This is a genomic window from Pseudopedobacter beijingensis, assembly GCF_042678145.1.
In the GTDB taxonomy this organism is placed as follows: domain Bacteria; phylum Bacteroidota; class Bacteroidia; order Sphingobacteriales; family Sphingobacteriaceae; genus Pseudopedobacter; species Pseudopedobacter beijingensis.
The window spans coordinates 183,899-200,455 of the sequence record NZ_JBHUDG010000005.1 but is presented as its reverse complement, the minus strand read 5'-3'; the positions used below and the strand labels follow the sequence as shown (position 1 = coordinate 200,455).

At 34.9% G+C, this 16,557-nt stretch carries 15 protein-coding genes; 12 read left to right on the top strand and 3 right to left on the bottom strand.

Going from position 1 to position 16,557, the window contains the following annotated elements; all coding sequences use genetic code 11:
* Window positions 1-82: 82 nt before the first annotated feature.
* Window positions 83-430 carry a phage holin family protein gene (locus ACFSAH_RS07160; RefSeq protein ID WP_379662025.1) on the bottom strand — a complete coding sequence of 116 codons (348 nt, stop codon included), beginning with the start codon at window positions 428-430 and terminating at the stop codon, window positions 83-85.
* Window positions 431-696: 266 nt separating this feature from the next.
* On the opposite strand from ACFSAH_RS07160, the gene ACFSAH_RS07155 reads away from it, so the two are divergent.
* From ACFSAH_RS07155 to ACFSAH_RS07100, 12 genes are all read left to right on the top strand, one after another.
* On the top strand, window positions 697-1,158 hold the full coding sequence (locus ACFSAH_RS07155) for a ribosome maturation factor RimP (protein ID WP_379662024.1): 462 nt from the start codon (window positions 697-699) through the stop codon (window positions 1,156-1,158).
* Between the two features lie 31 nt (window positions 1,159-1,189).
* Window positions 1,190-2,425, top strand: a complete 1,236-nt coding sequence (gene nusA / locus ACFSAH_RS07150) for a transcription termination factor NusA (RefSeq protein ID WP_379662023.1) — start codon at window positions 1,190-1,192, stop codon at window positions 2,423-2,425.
* A gap of 69 nt (window positions 2,426-2,494) precedes the next feature.
* A complete protein-coding gene (infB, locus tag ACFSAH_RS07145; protein ID WP_379662022.1) occupies window positions 2,495-5,548 on the top strand; it encodes a translation initiation factor IF-2 in 3,054 nt (1,017 codons plus the stop codon).
* Between the two features lie 140 nt (window positions 5,549-5,688).
* Window positions 5,689-6,090 carry a sugar 3,4-ketoisomerase gene (locus tag ACFSAH_RS07140; RefSeq protein ID WP_379662021.1) on the top strand — a complete coding sequence of 134 codons (402 nt, stop codon included), beginning with the start codon at window positions 5,689-5,691 and terminating at the stop codon, window positions 6,088-6,090.
* Window positions 6,087-6,509 (top strand): sugar 3,4-ketoisomerase, encoded by a 423-nt coding sequence (locus ACFSAH_RS07135; protein WP_379662020.1) that lies wholly within the window; start codon window positions 6,087-6,089, stop codon window positions 6,507-6,509. The genes ACFSAH_RS07140 and ACFSAH_RS07135 overlap by 4 nt, the downstream gene beginning before the upstream one ends.
* A complete protein-coding gene (locus tag ACFSAH_RS07130; RefSeq protein ID WP_379662019.1) occupies window positions 6,493-7,041 on the top strand; it encodes a GNAT family N-acetyltransferase in 549 nt (182 codons plus the stop codon). The genes ACFSAH_RS07135 and ACFSAH_RS07130 overlap by 17 nt, the downstream gene beginning before the upstream one ends.
* Window positions 7,042-7,050: 9 nt before the next feature.
* Window positions 7,051-7,281, top strand: a complete 231-nt coding sequence (locus ACFSAH_RS07125; RefSeq protein ID WP_379662018.1) for a phosphopantetheine-binding protein — start codon at window positions 7,051-7,053, stop codon at window positions 7,279-7,281.
* A 5-nt stretch (window positions 7,282-7,286) separates the two neighbouring features.
* On the top strand, window positions 7,287-8,297 hold the full coding sequence (locus tag ACFSAH_RS07120) for a ketoacyl-ACP synthase III (RefSeq protein ID WP_379662017.1): 1,011 nt from the start codon (window positions 7,287-7,289) through the stop codon (window positions 8,295-8,297).
* Between the two features lie 2 nt (window positions 8,298-8,299).
* Window positions 8,300-9,403, top strand: coding sequence for a DegT/DnrJ/EryC1/StrS family aminotransferase (locus ACFSAH_RS07115; RefSeq protein ID WP_379662016.1), 1,104 nt, complete (start codon window positions 8,300-8,302; stop codon window positions 9,401-9,403).
* Window positions 9,393-10,703: a glycosyltransferase family 61 protein gene (locus ACFSAH_RS07110; protein ID WP_379662015.1), complete on the top strand. Its 1,311-nt coding sequence runs from the start codon at window positions 9,393-9,395 to the stop codon at window positions 10,701-10,703. The genes ACFSAH_RS07115 and ACFSAH_RS07110 overlap by 11 nt, the downstream gene beginning before the upstream one ends.
* Window positions 10,700-11,566, top strand: a complete 867-nt coding sequence (locus ACFSAH_RS07105) for a glycosyltransferase (protein ID WP_379662014.1) — start codon at window positions 10,700-10,702, stop codon at window positions 11,564-11,566. Before ACFSAH_RS07110 ends, ACFSAH_RS07105 begins: the two co-directional genes overlap by 4 nt.
* Window positions 11,567-11,584: 18 nt before the next feature.
* The gene (locus tag ACFSAH_RS07100; protein WP_379662013.1) at window positions 11,585-12,697 is read left to right on the top strand and encodes a glycosyltransferase family 4 protein; all 1,113 of its coding nucleotides are present in this window, start codon (window positions 11,585-11,587) and stop codon (window positions 12,695-12,697) included.
* A gap of 4 nt (window positions 12,698-12,701) precedes the next feature.
* On the opposite strand, the gene ACFSAH_RS07095 is transcribed toward ACFSAH_RS07100, so the two are convergent.
* The gene (locus ACFSAH_RS07095; RefSeq protein WP_379662012.1) at window positions 12,702-14,531 is read right to left on the bottom strand and encodes an ABC transporter ATP-binding protein; all 1,830 of its coding nucleotides are present in this window, start codon (window positions 14,529-14,531) and stop codon (window positions 12,702-12,704) included.
* Between the two features lie 59 nt (window positions 14,532-14,590).
* Window positions 14,591-16,525: an LTA synthase family protein gene (locus ACFSAH_RS07090; RefSeq protein ID WP_379662011.1), complete on the bottom strand. Its 1,935-nt coding sequence runs from the start codon at window positions 16,523-16,525 to the stop codon at window positions 14,591-14,593.
* Window positions 16,526-16,557 lie beyond the last annotated feature (32 nt).

Sequence of the window (16,557 nt, the reverse complement as noted above, 5' to 3'; positions counted from 1 at the left end):
ATAAGAGACCTTGAATATTGGTCTGCCCGTCTGGGAACTTTTGTTTTAGACATCCTCCTGCTTCTTATAATAGGGTTCTGTTTTACGATACGTTTTTTGAATCCATACTACCAAATATCATATTGATAATGGCAAGTACAATGGCAAATACTGTAGCGCTAAGAAATCCGGAAACATGAAATCCAGACATAAGATTGCTTACCAACATTACCATTAAAACAGTTATAATAAATGAGACAAGCCCCAGGGTTAGAAAATTAAGGGGGAAGGTAAGGACCCTTAGTATAAAACCAACAGTTGCATTGGCTAATCCAATAAAAAGCCCTGCCATAATTGCTTTAAAAAAACTTTCTACTTGTACTCCCGGAACAATGTAAGCGGCAATTGCTATTGCCAGACCCATCAATAAAATTTCGATAATTACTTTCATAAAATCAGGTTAAATTTGAACTTTAAAAGAATATAAACAATTTTTAAGCCATAAAGTACAAAGGATAGAAATTTTATGAAGAGGCAAGGGGTTTAAAAGAGGAGATGTGGTTTGTTTTTGTGAGTTTAAACCATCATTATATTTAGCCTCTTGATTAAGAATATCTTGCGAATTTAAAATTTTGAAAAAACCATAATATTTTATTAGCTTTGTGCAATTAAAAGGAGAGGGGGCTGTAGTCCCCTCTTTTTATTTTTCGAAAAAAGATGAGTGTAGAACAACGCGTAAGAGAATTGGCAGAAGAAAAGTTGCAGGACAGGCCTGATCTTTTTATTGTTTCTGTAAAGGTTCAGAATAAAAAAATTACACTCTTGCTGGATGGAGATAACGGAATAGGTATAGACGATTGTGCTATAGTAAGCCGACATGTAGGGTTTCATATAGAAGAAGAAAATCTGATGTCCGATGCTTATAATCTGGAAGTTAGTTCGGCAGGGTTAGATGCAGCATTAGTACTTGACAGGCAGTTTGAGAAAAACGTAGGTCGTCAATTAAGTATTAAAAAGACGGATGGGAAAACAATAGAAGGGAAGTTACTTCAGGTTTTACCCCATGGGGTAATGATTGCCCATCGGGTGAAAGAAAAAGGAAAAAAAGCACAAGAAGTAGAAACATTAATAGAAAAAGAAAATATCGCTGTAGCTAAAGTCAGCATATCATTTAAATAAATAGGGCGTTTTAAATGTTCAGGAAAAGACAATGAGTAGCATTAATTTAATAGATTCATTCCAAGAGTTTAAAGACTTTAAGAATATCGACAGACCAACAGTCATCAGTGTGTTGGAAGAAGTGTTCCGTAGCATGCTTCGTAAGCGTTTTGGAACAGATGAGAATTGTGACGTTATCGTAAACCCGGATAATGGTGACTTGGAAATCTGGAGAACCAGAACTGTAATGGAAGATGGTTTTTCGGAAGATGACGATTTGGAAATAGAATTGGCAGATGTGCATAAAATAGATCCCGATCTAGAAGTAGGGGACGATTTTATTGAGCAGATTACGCTGGAAAGTTTTGGGCGTAGAGCAATTCTGGCTGCTCGTCAGACTTTAGTTTCTAAGATATTAGAACTGGAAAAAGACGAAATCTTTAAAAATTATAAGGATAGAATTGGTGAAATTGTAACCGGAGAAGTTTATCAGGTTTGGAAAAAAGAAACATTAGTTTTAGATGATGAAGGTAATGAATTGATTCTTCCGAAATCAGAGCAAATTCCTGCAGATTACTTCAAAAAAGGAGATTCGGTTAGGGCGGTCGTATTGAAAGTAGATATGATGAATACCAACCCTAAGATTATTATTTCCAGAACTGCACCGACTTTCTTACAACGCTTGTTCGAATTGGAAGTTCCAGAAGTTTTCGACGGTCTGATTACTATCAAAAATATTGTAAGAGAACCAGGTGAAAGAGCAAAAGTTGCAGTAGAATCTTACGATGACCGTATCGATCCGGTAGGAGCTTGCGTAGGGATGAAAGGTTCTCGTATTCACGGGATTGTGAGAGAATTAAAGAATGAGAATATTGATGTGATCAACTTCACTAATAATATCTCTCTTTACATACAAAGGGCTTTGTCGCCAGCTAAGATTTCTTCCATTAAATTGGATGAAGAAAACAAGAGAGCGGCAGTTTACCTAAAACCAGATCAGGTTTCTTTGGCAATAGGTAGGGGCGGACATAATATTAAACTTGCAGGTAAACTGACAGGTTACGAAATAGATGTTTATAGAGAGTCATCAGAAGAAGATGAAGACGTTGATTTGGATGAATTCTCAGACGAAATTGACGGTTGGATTATAGACGAACTGAAAAAAGTTGGTCTGGATACAGCAAAAAGTGTATTAGCGCTTAGTGTGAACGAACTAGTGAAACGTACTGATCTCGAGGAAGAAACGATAGGAGAGATCTTAGATATTTTGAAGGCAGAGTTCGAATAATTTTAGAATTGCATTAAGTTAGCGTACATTTGTTTTTATAATATTTAGAATAGATAGAAAAATTATTAGATGTCAGAAGACAAAAAGTTAGGAATATTAAAGGTAGCTAAAGAACTAAACATTGGTATTGGTACTATCGCTGAGTTTTTGGATACAAAAGGCTTCAAGATTGAGGCTAAGCCAAATACTAAGCTTACCGATGATATGTATAGAGCTCTTTTAAAAGAATATCAAGGAGATAAAATCCTTAAAGAGGAGGCCAAAAACATTGTTATTGGTAAGATCCGTCGTGACGACGCTCCTCAGGTTATTGAAAATGCTCAACCAGAAAGAAAAGATAAAGGAGAAAACGAAGAGCCTGAGATTTTGATTAAGAATGCGGGAGCAGAAGAGTTGCCAAAAACAGAGTCTCAGCAACCCAAAGCGGTTGAAGATAAAAAAGAGGAGTCTACTCAATCACCATCAGGTGTAAAAATAGTAGGGAAAATCGATTTGGATAGTCTTAATTCCAGAACACGTCCTGACAAAAAACATACCCCTCAACCTAAAGAAGAGGAGAAAAAAGTTGTAGAAGCTCCAAAAGAGACACCTCCGGCTCCAGTAGTTGTTGAAGAAAAGCTTCCTCCAGTAGAGAAAAAAGAAGTGGTAGAAGCTAAACCAGAAGAGGTGAAACCTGTTGTAAAAGCAGTTGAGCCAGAAACACCTAAAGAGCAACCGGTTGTTGCTCCGATTGTACCGGAACCTGTAAAAGCAGAGCAAAAAGAAGCGCCTGTTGTTCAACCGCCGGCAAAACCTGCCGAAGAAGAAAAGGCAGACGATGACGTAATTAGAGCGAAAGCACAACAGCTTAGCGGTCCTAAAATTATAGGTAAGATTCAACTACCTGTAAATAAGAAAAAAGATCAGCCGGTAGCATCTTCATCAAACCCTAATGCGGGAGATAACAAGCGTAAACGTAAGCGTAAACCTTCAGGAGGACCGGGGGCACCAGGTAATCCGTCTGAAGGAGGTAATGCAAATACAAATACAGGGAACAGACCGTTTGGACAAGGCAACAGGCCATTTGGTCAGAACCAGCAGCAAGGCGGAAACAGGCCGCCACATGGTGGTCCGCAACAAGGTGGAGGAAACCGATTTGAAAAAGGTGGTAACAGAAACCATCCTCATAAAAAAGGTGGTCCACATCAGGCAGCAGCACCAAAGGCAGAGCCTACAGAAAAAGAAATACAAGATCAAATTAAGGCAACTCTTGCCCGTTTAAGTGGAGCAGGTAAGTCTGGTAAATTTGCCCAAAGATCTAAGTTAAGAAGACAAAACAGAGACCGTGCATCAGCCAGTGCAGAAGAAGCAGCATTAGAGCAAGAGCTACAGTCAAAAATATTGAAAGTAACAGAATTTGTTACAGCCAATGAGTTGGCTAGTATGATGGATGTTGCGGTTACCGATGTTATCTCAACTTGTATGAGTTTAGGGATGTTTGTTTCTATTAATCAAAGATTAGATGCAGAAGCCCTTACTATAGTTGCTGATGAGTTTGGTTACGAGATTCAATTTGTTGGTACGGAAGAAGAGGAAGTTAATTTAGTAGAGGAAGATAGAGAAGAAGATTTGTTGCCAAGAGCACCAATCGTTACTGTAATGGGACACGTTGACCACGGTAAAACATCTTTATTGGACTTTGTAAGGAAAGCAAATGTTACTTCTGGTGAAGCAGGAGGGATTACGCAGCACATTGGAGCGTATGAAGTTCTTGTCGACGGAAATAAGAAGATTACGTTTTTGGATACACCTGGTCACGAGGCTTTTACGGCGATGAGGGCCAGAGGTGCTAAAGTTACCGACGTAGCTATTATAGTTATTGCGGCGGATGATAGTGTGATGCCTCAAACGGTAGAAGCCATAAATCACGCACAGGCGGCTAACCTGCCTATCGTGTTTGCTTTTAATAAGATTGACAAGCCAGGAGCTAATACTGATAAGATCAGAGAGCAATTGGCGGGAATGAATATTCTTGTTGAAGAATGGGGCGGTAAATACCAAACGCAGGAAATTGCTGCTAAAAGTGGTTTAAATATCGATAAGCTTTTAGAAAAAGTATTGCTAGAGGCAGAACTTCTGGACTTAAAAGCTAACCCTAATAAGAGAGCGTTAGGTACAGTTATCGAAGCTCAATTGGATAAAGGTAGAGGTTATGTAGCGACAGTATTGGTTGAAGAAGGAACTCTAAAAGTAGGGGATCCTATTCTGGCAGGTTCATACAGCGGTCGTGTAAAAGCGTTATTTAATGAGCGTGGCGGTAAAGTAGAAAAAGCAGGACCTTCTACACCGGTGCAGGTTCTTGGATTCCAGGGAGCGCCACAGGCAGGTGATAGATTTAATGCTGTTGAGGGTGAAGCGGAAGCTCGTAATATAGCCAATAAACGTTTGCAATTGCAACGTGAGCAAGGACTACGTACTCAAAAACATATTACACTTGATGAGATTGGCCGTCGTTTAGCGATTGGTAACTTTAAAGAGTTGAATATTATTATTAAAGGTGACGTTGACGGTTCTGTTGAGGCATTGTCAGACTCTTTACAGAAATTGTCTACTGAGGAAATCGTAGTTAAGATTGTTCACAAAGGTGTTGGACAAATCTCTGAATCTGATGTGTTGCTAGCAACAGCGTCTGATGCGATTATTATAGGTTTCCAGGTAAGACCTTCTGCAGGAGCAAGAAAGCTGGCTGAAAATGAGGAAATAGATATCAGATTGTATTCTGTAATCTATAAAGCCATCGAAGAAATTAAATCTGCGATGGAGGGTATGTTAGCTCCTGAGTTTGAAGAGAAAATTGTTGCCAACGTTGAAATCCGTGAAACATTTAAAATCTCTAAAGTGGGTACTATTGCAGGATGTATGGTCTTGGAAGGTACTATCCACAGAAACAACGAGATTCGTATTGTCCGTGATGGTGTAGTTATCCATACCGGAACGTTAGAGTCTCTAAAACGCTTTAAAGATGATGTGAAAGAGGTTAACCGTGGTTACGAATGTGGTTTAAATATCAAAGGATATAATGATATCCAGGTTGGCGATATTGTAGAGGCATTTGAACAGGTGGAAGTGAAAAGGAAGTTGTAATATAAAGATATCTCTTAAATTGAAAAATTCCCTATTTAGACATTCTAAATAGGGAATTTTTTTTAAGTTATATCCGCAATTATATAAATAAAACAATTTGAACTTCTCTGAAACAATAATTAATTAACTATTTTTGCCAAATGTCTCAAAAACCTAGAATAATATCATTGCCGAAAATTTTAGATGATCGAGGTAATCTGTCATTTATAGAAGAGTCGAGCCATATTCCATTCGAAATTAAAAGATCGTATTGGATTTACGATGTCCCTGGTGGAGAGATAAGAGGAGGGCATAGTTATTATGAAAATCAGGAATTAATTGTAGCACTTTCAGGGAGTTTTACGATAGTGACAAATGATGGAAAGGAAGTGAAGGAATTTCTATTGAATCGTTCTTACAATGGATTATATGTTCCTGCTGGAATATGGAGGCATATGGAGAATTTTTCTACTAATGCATTTGCTTTAATATTGTCATCAACGGAATATCATGAAAATGATTACGAAAGAGAAATGGATAAATTTTTATTATCAAAAAAATGAAGTCATCTATATATAACTGTAATGTAATAGAGTTGCCTAAAATACATAATCGAGCAGGAAATATTACCCCTGTTCATGGTATGAGGGAGATTCCTTTCTCAATTAAACGTACATATTATTTATACGATGTTCCTGGGGGAGAAACGAGAGGAGGACATGCTCATAAAGAGTTGCATCAGCTTATTGTTGCAGCTAGTGGTAGTTTTGATGTTACATTAGATGATGGGGCGAATAAAAAAACTGTTTTTTTAAATAGACCGAATTATGGACTTTATGTTTGTCCGGGTATTTGGAGAGATTTAAGTAATTTTTCTTCGGGGGCAGTTTTGTTGGTTTTGGCATCAATGAAATATGATGAAACTGATTATTTAAGAAGTTATCAAGAATTTTTAAATTTTATTAATGGATCAAGGTTATAGCTTCCTGAAAAATGGGATAGAAAGATACGGTATAAGGTTGAGGTTCGTTGAAATTAAAGACTCCGAATTTATATTGAGTCTTAGGAATGATGAAAGGTTGGGGAAGTTTATATCGAAAACAAGTAATAGATTATCAGATCAGGAGCAATGGATATCTGATTATAAAAAAAGGGAGTTAAAAGGGGAAGAGTTTTATTTTATAGTGGAGGATTCTCAAGGCGAAAGGTATGGAGTGACTCGCTTATCAGATTTAAAAAAAGGAATTCCTTTTGAGTTGGGAAGTTGGTTGTTCTCTCGGGAATCTCCCCCTGGAATGGCCATAAAGGCAGATATAATTGCTAAAGAGGTTGGGTTTGATACATTAGGTTTCAATGTGTGTAAATTTAACGTTAGGAGAGACAATAAAAGTGTCTTGAATTACCACTTAAGATATGAACCGTTAATAGTTGAAGAAACAGATATAGATATATATTTTAATCTTTCGAAAGAAAACTTTAATAAGGGGAAACAAAAATTTTTAAAATTTTTATAAATTTTACTTATGGACTTAAATGTGTTTTTGGAGAAATTTTCGGATCAATTTGAAGATATTGATAGAGAAAATATAGCATTTGACACTCATTATAAAACTCTTGAGTCGTGGGACTCGTTAACAGCTTTTTCCATTCAGGCTATGATAGAGGATGATTACAGTGTTGAGATAAATGGTGAAGACCTTAAAACAGTGGATACTGTGGAAGAATTGTTTTTATTGGTTAAGTCAAAAATGTAATAACTATGGTTCAAGCGAAAATACAGGCGATTTCATATTACCTGCCTGAGAAAAAGCTTACCAACCAGCGCTTAAGTGAAAGTTTTCCTGAATGGTCTGTAGATAAGATTTCTTCAAAAACGGGTATTTATATTCGAAGGATTGCTTCAGAAAACGAATATTCTAGCGATTTAGCAATTGCTGCGGCTGAAAGGTTATTTGATGAAAATAAAATAGATAGAAAATCTGTAGATTTTATTTTGTTTTGTACCCAAAGTCCAGATTACTTTTTGCCCACAACGGCATGTATTATTCAGGATAAATTAAACATTCCTACTTCTGCAGGTGCGCTAGATTTTAATTTGGGATGTTCTGGTTATGTGTACGGTCTTAGTCTTGCAAAAGGGCTTATTGCTGCTAATATAGCTACTAATGTTTTATTGTTAACATCTGAAACTTACAGTAAATTTATTCATCCTCAGGACAAAAGTAACAGAACTATTTTTGGAGATGCCGCTGCAGCGACATTAATTGCAAAAGACAATGGTTGTTGTGAGTTAGGGGATTTTGAGTTAGGGACTGATGGTGCTGGTAGAGAAAATCTGATAGTTAAAAATAGGGGAATAAGAAATTTTAATCTCAAAGGAAATGACTTTTTTGATATAGATGGAAACTATCTAAGAAATGATGATTTTCTGTATATGAATGGGGGAGAAATTTTTAAATTCACTTCAGAAGCTGTGCCAAAACTGATTAATAATCTATTGCATAAAAGTAAATTAGGAATAGAAGAAATAGACTTGTTTATATTTCACCAAGCTAATGCTTTTATGTTAAATCATATACGTAAAAAGTTGAAAATAGAAGAGAGTAAATTTTTCTTATTTCTAGAAAATTGTGGAAACACAGTGTCTTCAACAATACCAATAGCTTTGAAGGAAGCTATTGAACAAAGAAAGATAAAACCAAATGATAAAGTTCTCTTAGCGGGATTTGGCGTTGGATATTCCTGGGGAGCTACTATATTGCAATTTTGAAAATGATAAAATTTCTTGATTTACAGAAAATTAATGACCAATATCGAGTGGAGCTTGTAGACGCTTTCGAAAGAGTACTCCGTACAGGATGGTTTCTTTTAGGTGATGAAACAGCCAGATTTGAGAAAGAATTTGCGGGATATTGTGGTGTAAAAGAGGCTATAGGTGTAGCCAATGGATTGGATGCTTTGAATTTGATTTTTAGGGCGTATATTGAGCTGGGAGTGATGCAACAAGGTGATGAAGTAATAGTTCCCGCAAATACTTACATTGCTAGTGTACTAGCTGTTTCTGAGAATGGATTGACCCCTGTTTTTGTTGAACCGGAATTGGAAACTTATAATATAAATCCATATATATTAGAAGAATATATAACTCCAAATACTAGAGCAATCTTAGCGGTCCATCTGTATGGAAATATGGTAGCCATGGATGCTATTTGTTCTTTAGCAGAAAAATATAGTTTAAAAGTTATTGAAGATTCGGCTCAAGCACATGGAGCTGTTTTTAATGGTAAAAAAGCAGGAAACTGGGGGGATGCTTCTGGATTTAGTTTTTATCCCGGTAAGAATTTGGGAGCTTTAGGTGATGGAGGTGCGGTTACTACTAACGATGCTGAATTAGCTAAGATTATTCGCTCCATAGCAAACTATGGCTCTGAGATAAAATATCACAATGATTATAGAGGTTTAAACAGCCGACTGGATGAAATACAAGCAGCGTTCTTAGGTGTAAAGTTAAAGTATTTAGATTACGAAATAACAAAACGAAGAGAGATAGCACTAAGATATATTAAAGAAATTAAGAATGATCATCTATCGCTTCCATCTTTTATGGAAATAGAACAACATGTTTGGCATCTTTTTGTTGTCCGTACTCAACATCGTGATTCATTTCAAAAATATCTGACGGAGAATAATATTCAAACAGTTATACACTACCCTATTCCACCTCATAAACAGCAGGCCTATGTAGACTTTAATCAAATGAGTTTTCCAATTACTGAGAAGATACATAATGAGGTTCTTAGTTTACCCATAAGTCCTATTCTGACTAACGAAGAGGTTACTACTATAATTGATGTAGTAAATAGATATGGAAAATAGTCGAAGATTTAGCATAGAAGAAGAGAAGCCATTTAAGAAACCTGGTTTTTTCAAAAGGTATTTAATGGCTAAGATGAAGAGGATATACCGAAGAGATAGAATTGAGCTTCAAAAACCATTGATGAAATTTTTGACATCTAAGTGGTTTATGGAAAGAGATATAATTGCTTTTCCTCAATATAAATTATTGAACAATAACCTTAACATATTAAAAGAGGAAGAGGTGGTTTTGAAATATTCTTTTCCTGATTTTTATGAAAAACACTTTGAAGGAGATAAAGAGATAAAAGAATGTGGAGGATTTTATAAATATACTATAGAGCTTAATAATGTAAGATTAATAGGAGGATCAGATATCATTATTTTAAATGAAAAGTATGCATTATATGATCTGAAATTTTTAGATAGGGAAAAAGCTTTTGATTATACAGATGAGGCGATAAAGTTCCTTAAAAATGATACCGTAGTTTTTGAAACCAATAAAAGTAAAATTAACCTACCTAGAGGGGTGTGTTTTGTAGGAAATTACTCCGCAAATTATTACCATTTTATTATAGAGATTATCTCTCGATTTGAACAACTCGACAAGCTGAAATTAGATAAAGATATTCCTGTCATCATGGACAAATCGTGTTGGGATATAAGGCAGTTACAAGAGCTAATGACTTTATTTAATATTCAGAACAGGAATATAATAATAATAGAGAAAGGAGTACAATATGAGGTAGAACAGCTTTATTATATCTCTAAACCAAATTTTATACCCCCGAACTATAAGGATATAACCAATATTAAGGCGCAGCATAATCTTTTTGATGAAGTGTCTTTAACATTTATTAGAAATACGGTATTAAATAGTGTACAAGAAAAGTACGATTTTAAAAAGCGGTTGTTTATTTCAAGAAAGAATGCCAGTGGAAGAAGGCAATATAATGAGAGTGAGATATATGAAATTCTTAAACCTTATGGTTTTTCAATTTTTTATCCAGAGGAATATTCTGCAATAGAACAAGCTACGATATTTAATCAGGCCGAATTTATAATTGGAGCGACAGGAGCTGCATTTACAAATTTATTATTTTGTAACTTCAGTTGTAAAGTTATTTGTATGACTAATTATGATCTCGATGTTTCTATATTCTGTACTATATGTAGGTTGTTTGGTATAGAACTGTTGTATATGTACGATGAAACTCTAGAGTTAAATAAAGATTCTGATGTTCATATAGATTTTAATATATCACCAAATAAAATGAAAAAAGCATTAGAAATTATGCTCACTGATACAAAGCCTATATGATAGATGAATATCCTTTAGTCACTGTTATAGTTCCATGTTATAATCATGAAAAGTTTATAAGCGAAAGTATACTTAGTGTACTCAATCAGGAATACAGAAGAATAGAATTAATTGTTATTGATGATGGGTCTAATGATCAAAGTATTGACATAATTCTGAAGTTAAAAGAACAATTTGATTTTATCTTTATATCGCAAGAGAATAAAGGAATATCAAATGTATTAAATAAAGGTCTAGCAATGGCAAAGGGAGAATATATAGCTTTTCTCGCTTCAGATGACTATTGGTTGCCAAACAAGGTTTTTTCTCAGATAGCCTTTTTTCGGAATCATCCTGAATTTAAAATGGTTTTTTCTAATGCTTATATCGTAGATAATAAATCTAAAATTATAGGACAATTTCAGAATAACTTTTCGATACCGTTTCCGGTTGTTAGTTTTAAAGATATAGCTTTAGGTAAAAAAACTGTACCTGCATTAACCGTCATGGTACACAAGGAGGTGTTTTTAAGTATAGGGGGATTTGATGAGAACTTGATGATAGAAGATTGGGATATGTGGCTAAGAATTGCAGACAGATACCATATTGGTGGGGTCAATGATGTTTTAGCCTGTTATAGAAAACATAATTCAAATATATCTTTAATAAGGTTAGAGGATATGACAAAAACCAGATTTAGAATATTAGGCAAATGGCAAAATAAAATAAATCAAAGGTTATATAATAAGATCTCTAGGAATTTGGAAATACTAGCTATGAGCGAGTTGGGAAATAATCCTCTTCTGAAAGAATATATACGGCCAACGTTTCAGAAAATGTTGAATTCTAGATATAGAAGATTGTTCTTCAAATACTATTTCTAATAATTGTCTTTTTTGATTATGAAAAAAGTCTTATTTATAACCCCTTTCTTTGGTAGAACCGGTTCCGAAATGCTCTTGTTCTACACTTTAAAAAATATTGATAAAAGTTTATATAAGCCTTATCTGTTCACCAGAAATGATGGTGTATTGCTAAAAGAATTGTCAGAAGATATAACAGCTTTTATTGGCTATAAGAAGCATAAAAACTTTTTATACAGAATTTTTAGATTATTGCTATATGTTGTAAACATAAACCCTATAGAGTATCAGTTAAAAGCTATTCATAAAAAAGTAAAACCTGATTTTTGGTACATTAATACTATCGCAAACAGAGATGCGTACAATATAGCTAAAAAGCTAAATGCTAAAGTGATTTCGCATGTTCATGAATTACCGCTTTCTTACAATCTTGTAAAAGGCAATACTATAAAAAATATTATACATCACTCTCTTTTATGTATAGGGTGCTCAAAAATAGTTTGTGAAAAGCTGGAAGATATGGGACATGAAAATGTACGTCTGTTGTATGGGTTTGTGGATGACAGCTTGATAAAGATTAGACAGAGTAGAGACCAAATAAGAACTTCATTAAAATTGGATGAACAAGATTTTGTTTGGGTAATTTCCGGAGCAACAAATATGATCAAGGGAATTGACTTTTTAATCCCTTTGATGAAAAAATTGAAAAGTAATCATAAAATTGTATGGATAGGGAGTAATGACAATGGGGGAACATCTTATTATGCAGAAGAATCTGTAAAAAATAAGTATGCAGACAGGGTTCTTTTCATTGGGAAAAAGTCTGATGATTATTACGATTATCTAAATGTTGGAAACGCTTATCTATCTCTTTCAAGAGAAGATTCTTATCCATTGGTGTTATTAGAGGCTGCTCATTTGGGAATGCCAATTGTTGGATTTAATTCAGGCGGGATTAAAGAGTTTGTGACAGAAAAAATTGGCTATGTTGTTGATCAATTAAGTTTTGATGAGTTAGCAAACAAAATGGCTCTTGTGGAAGCCGAATACCAAAATTTTGACAGTGAGTACATAAAAGCACATGTCAGTAAGATTAATGCAAGCACACAAATGCAAAAACTCATTTCTCTGTTGGATGATTTTAGTAAATAATTACCTAATCATTAAAAGTTTGCATATCAATCAACTTCTTGTATAGCCCGTTCCGTTCAATCAATTCAGAGTGAGAACCTTCTTCTATAATTTTACCCTCTTCCAAAACAAGGATTTTATCCGCATTCTGAATAGTGCTTAACCTGTGTGCAATAATTAACGAAGTTCTGTTCTTCATTAAATTATTGATGGCTTCCTGTACTAATTTTTCGGATTCGGTGTCTAATGCAGATGTAGCCTCGTCCAGAATTAATATAGAAGGGTTTCTCAATACAGCTCTAGCTATATTTAAGCGTTGTTTTTGCCCGCCAGAAAGTTTCATGCCTCTGTCGCCAATATTGGTCTGGTAGCCTTTTTCTGTAGCCACAATGAAGTTGTGTGCATTGGCTATTTTTGCTGCAGCTTCAACTTCTTCCTGACTTATGTTGTCTAAGCCGAAGGCAATATTATTGAATACAGTATCATTAAATAAGATGGATTCCTGGCTTACAATCCCCATTTGAGAGCGAAAAGACTCGAGGGTTAGATCTCGTAAATCTGTGCCGTCAAATAATATTGCACCATTTGTTACATCGTAAAATCTCGGAATAAGATCAGAGATTGTGCTTTTTCCACCTCCGGATGGCCCAACCAAAGCAACGGTTTTTCCTTTTTCAATTTCAAAGCTCAAATTGTTTAAGACCAATTTATCTGTATAGCCAAAAGATACGTTTTTGAAAGCGATGCTTTTTGAGAATGAGGAGGCTACAATAGCATCAGCTTTATCTACAATTTGAGATTTAGTGTCAATTAATTCAAGGACGCGTTCTCCTGCGGCTAAACCAGAGTGGATATTGCTGAAAGAGTCTGTTAGTGCTTTTGCCGGACGCATTACCTGCGAGAAGATAGCTATATAAGCAATAAAATCTGCAGGAGAAAGTTCAGAGTTTTGATTGAAAATCAGATTTCCTCCATACAATAAAATCCCGGATACGGTACATATTCCCAAAAACTCCGAAACAGGGGAAGACATTTGCTGCCTTTTAGACATGGACTTTGAAATGTTGCTAAACTTTACGTTCTGTTTGTCGTATCGATCTATAATAAAAGGAACAGCATTAAAAGCTTTAATGATTTTGATACTGGATAGGGCTTCATCTAAATGAGAAAGCATCATACCAAAAGTTTCTGCAGCTTCTTTTGCCTGGGCTCTTAAAGATTTTACTATTCTGGCAATGATTAACCCGGAAATAGGGATGACCAACAAAGAAAATAGTGTCAATTTTACAGAAATCATCAAGAGGGCAACTATAAAAGCAATTAATTGTAAAGGCTCTTTTAATACAACCTGTAAGGTTCCGGTAACTGAATATTGCACAACCTGAACATCTGATGCGATTTTTGAGATAATGTCTCCTTTTCTCTCGTTACTAAAGTAGCCAACATGAAGATTCATTACGTTATCAAACACGCTTTTTCTTAATTTTAACAAGGTATGGATTCTTAAATTCTCCATAATACGTTGCGAAAAATATTTGAAGAAATTACCTAGTAGGTTCGAAGCTATAATTATAACGCAGACGAATTGTAAAGCACCCAGTCTACCCTGTTCCAGGATTGCTTTGTCGAAATAATAGAAGAATAAGTCTTTGAAATAATTAAAGGAGAAAGAAAAGTTAGGCATAATAGCTTGCTCTACTACTTTGCTTTCGTCAAATAATGTATTTAAAAGAGGGATAATCAATGCGAAATTTAATGTGCCAAACACAACAGCAAATAAGGTGCATATCAGGTATGGGATGGCAAATTTTTCTATGGGCTTAGCAAATGCTAAAAGTCTAAAATACGTCTTCATTAATATGAGATAATCTTACAAAGATAAGATTTTATAATAGGTATACATTCGTTAAATTGTTACTGATTTAGTTTTCTCTGAGTGATGCGATAGACATAGTCTTGTATGAAAGCCTTACAGTCATTCATGCCAGTCTCTATTTCGTCATTTTTAAGGTCTTTTAGGTTGTTGGTCATGGTCTTGTCTTTAATTTCATATACGCCACTGAAGTTTGAACCATCAAATACATAGATATAATTACCCTGCATAAATTGGTATACGTTTCCTGGAGAATTTATCACCCTCGGAGTTTCATCTTTAAAGTTAGCTACCAAGCTCCGCCCCCATGATCTTATAGGCTTGTTGTAACCTATGAGTTGTGTAAGTGTAGGGTAAATGTCTATTTGTTGGGCCAGTTCAGTGTTTTTTCCATGTAAATTAAACTTATTGTTTGGACTAAAAAATAGGATAGGCACAGCAAACCTGTCAATAGAATTATTGTACTCCTGATAGTAGTATTGATTGGTATGATCGGCTGTGAAAACAAATATAGTGTTTTGGTACCAGTCCTGTTTTTTTGCGTATTCAAAAAACTGTTGGATAGAGTAGTCTGTATATTCTATACATTTATGGATGGGAATATGACCTTCTTTAAATCTGTTTTTATACTTTTCTGGAATTTTAAAAGGATCATGAGAGGAAAGAGAAAATAGGGTAGCCATAAAAGGCTGTTTTTGCTGGGTTAGTGTTTGACCCATGTATTGGAAAAAGGGTTCGTCCCAAATTCCCCAAATCCCATCATACTCGCTTTCATTATTGAATTCGGTACGTCCGAAATAGTTTTTGTAACCCAATATATTGGAAAATCCCAGAAAACCCATTGACCCATTTGCTGCTCCATGAAAGAATGAGGTGTTGTATCCCATAGAGTCACAAACAGAGATGATGGACTGGATGTCCTGTTTTGCATAAGGAGAAGAAGTAAAAGCATCTAAAAAAGACGGAATGCCAGCCAAAACAGATGACATGCCGTGGATAGACTGACGGCCGTTAGCATATGCATTAGTAAATATAAGACTGCTTTTGCTTAAGGAGTCCAGAAACGGAGTGTGCGATTGAAAATTAGCTATATTGGTATCTTCATTCATACAACCCCAATATTCTCTGCCAAAGCTTTCCAGAATAAAGATAATTACATTGGGTTTTTCAGTTTTGCTGATATCAGGATAGTATTTAATTGGTTTAATCCGTTTGTTAATATAATCTTGAGAGACCCATTGTTTAGCTTCATATTTTTTTATGTTCAATGTTCTGAATATAGCAAAAGGAGTGTTTAAAACAACATCTCCATGGTTTGGAATGGTTACATGACGATAGGCATCTACCATGTTTATAGGTCTGGTGCTGTGTTTGAAATCGCCTCTTATGCCGCCAATGGCAAGAGTAGCAATAATCAAAAGTCCAATTAATGAAAATAAAAAATAGGGTACCAGTTTGTGCTTTGGATGTGGTTTTACTTTTACCCGATTGTATAAATAAACCCATAGATAAGCGCATACTATGAATAGTACAAATACATACCAATAAGTTGTCAGGAAATGAAAAAATAAAGAGAAGCCATTGGATTCATCTTTAATAACATCTAATGTAGATTTAGTGGATCTTGTTTGGCTGAACCTATAATATATAAAATCTGTGAAGTTTGTGGCGTAGAAAATAAGGTTTGTTACAAAATATAGAATCTTTAGCGCTTTCTGGTATCCATCTTTTGTGTTAATGGTTAATGGTAGTATACTTAATAATATAAAAAGACTGTTGATATAGAGGAGGGCTGTTGTATCAAAAGCTGTTCCATACCAGCAAAACTTGAAAAGGTCTCCAATGTTATTGATCTTTATGATAGATTGATTGAAGAGGTAAAAAAGTATTCTGGCGATTTGGTAAAATAAAAAGCTTAAAAAAATCCGGTAAAATAAAACGAGGTATTCATTTAATCTTAAGCTGTTATTTGACATAGAATATTATTTTTGTGTGATACATCTCTTAA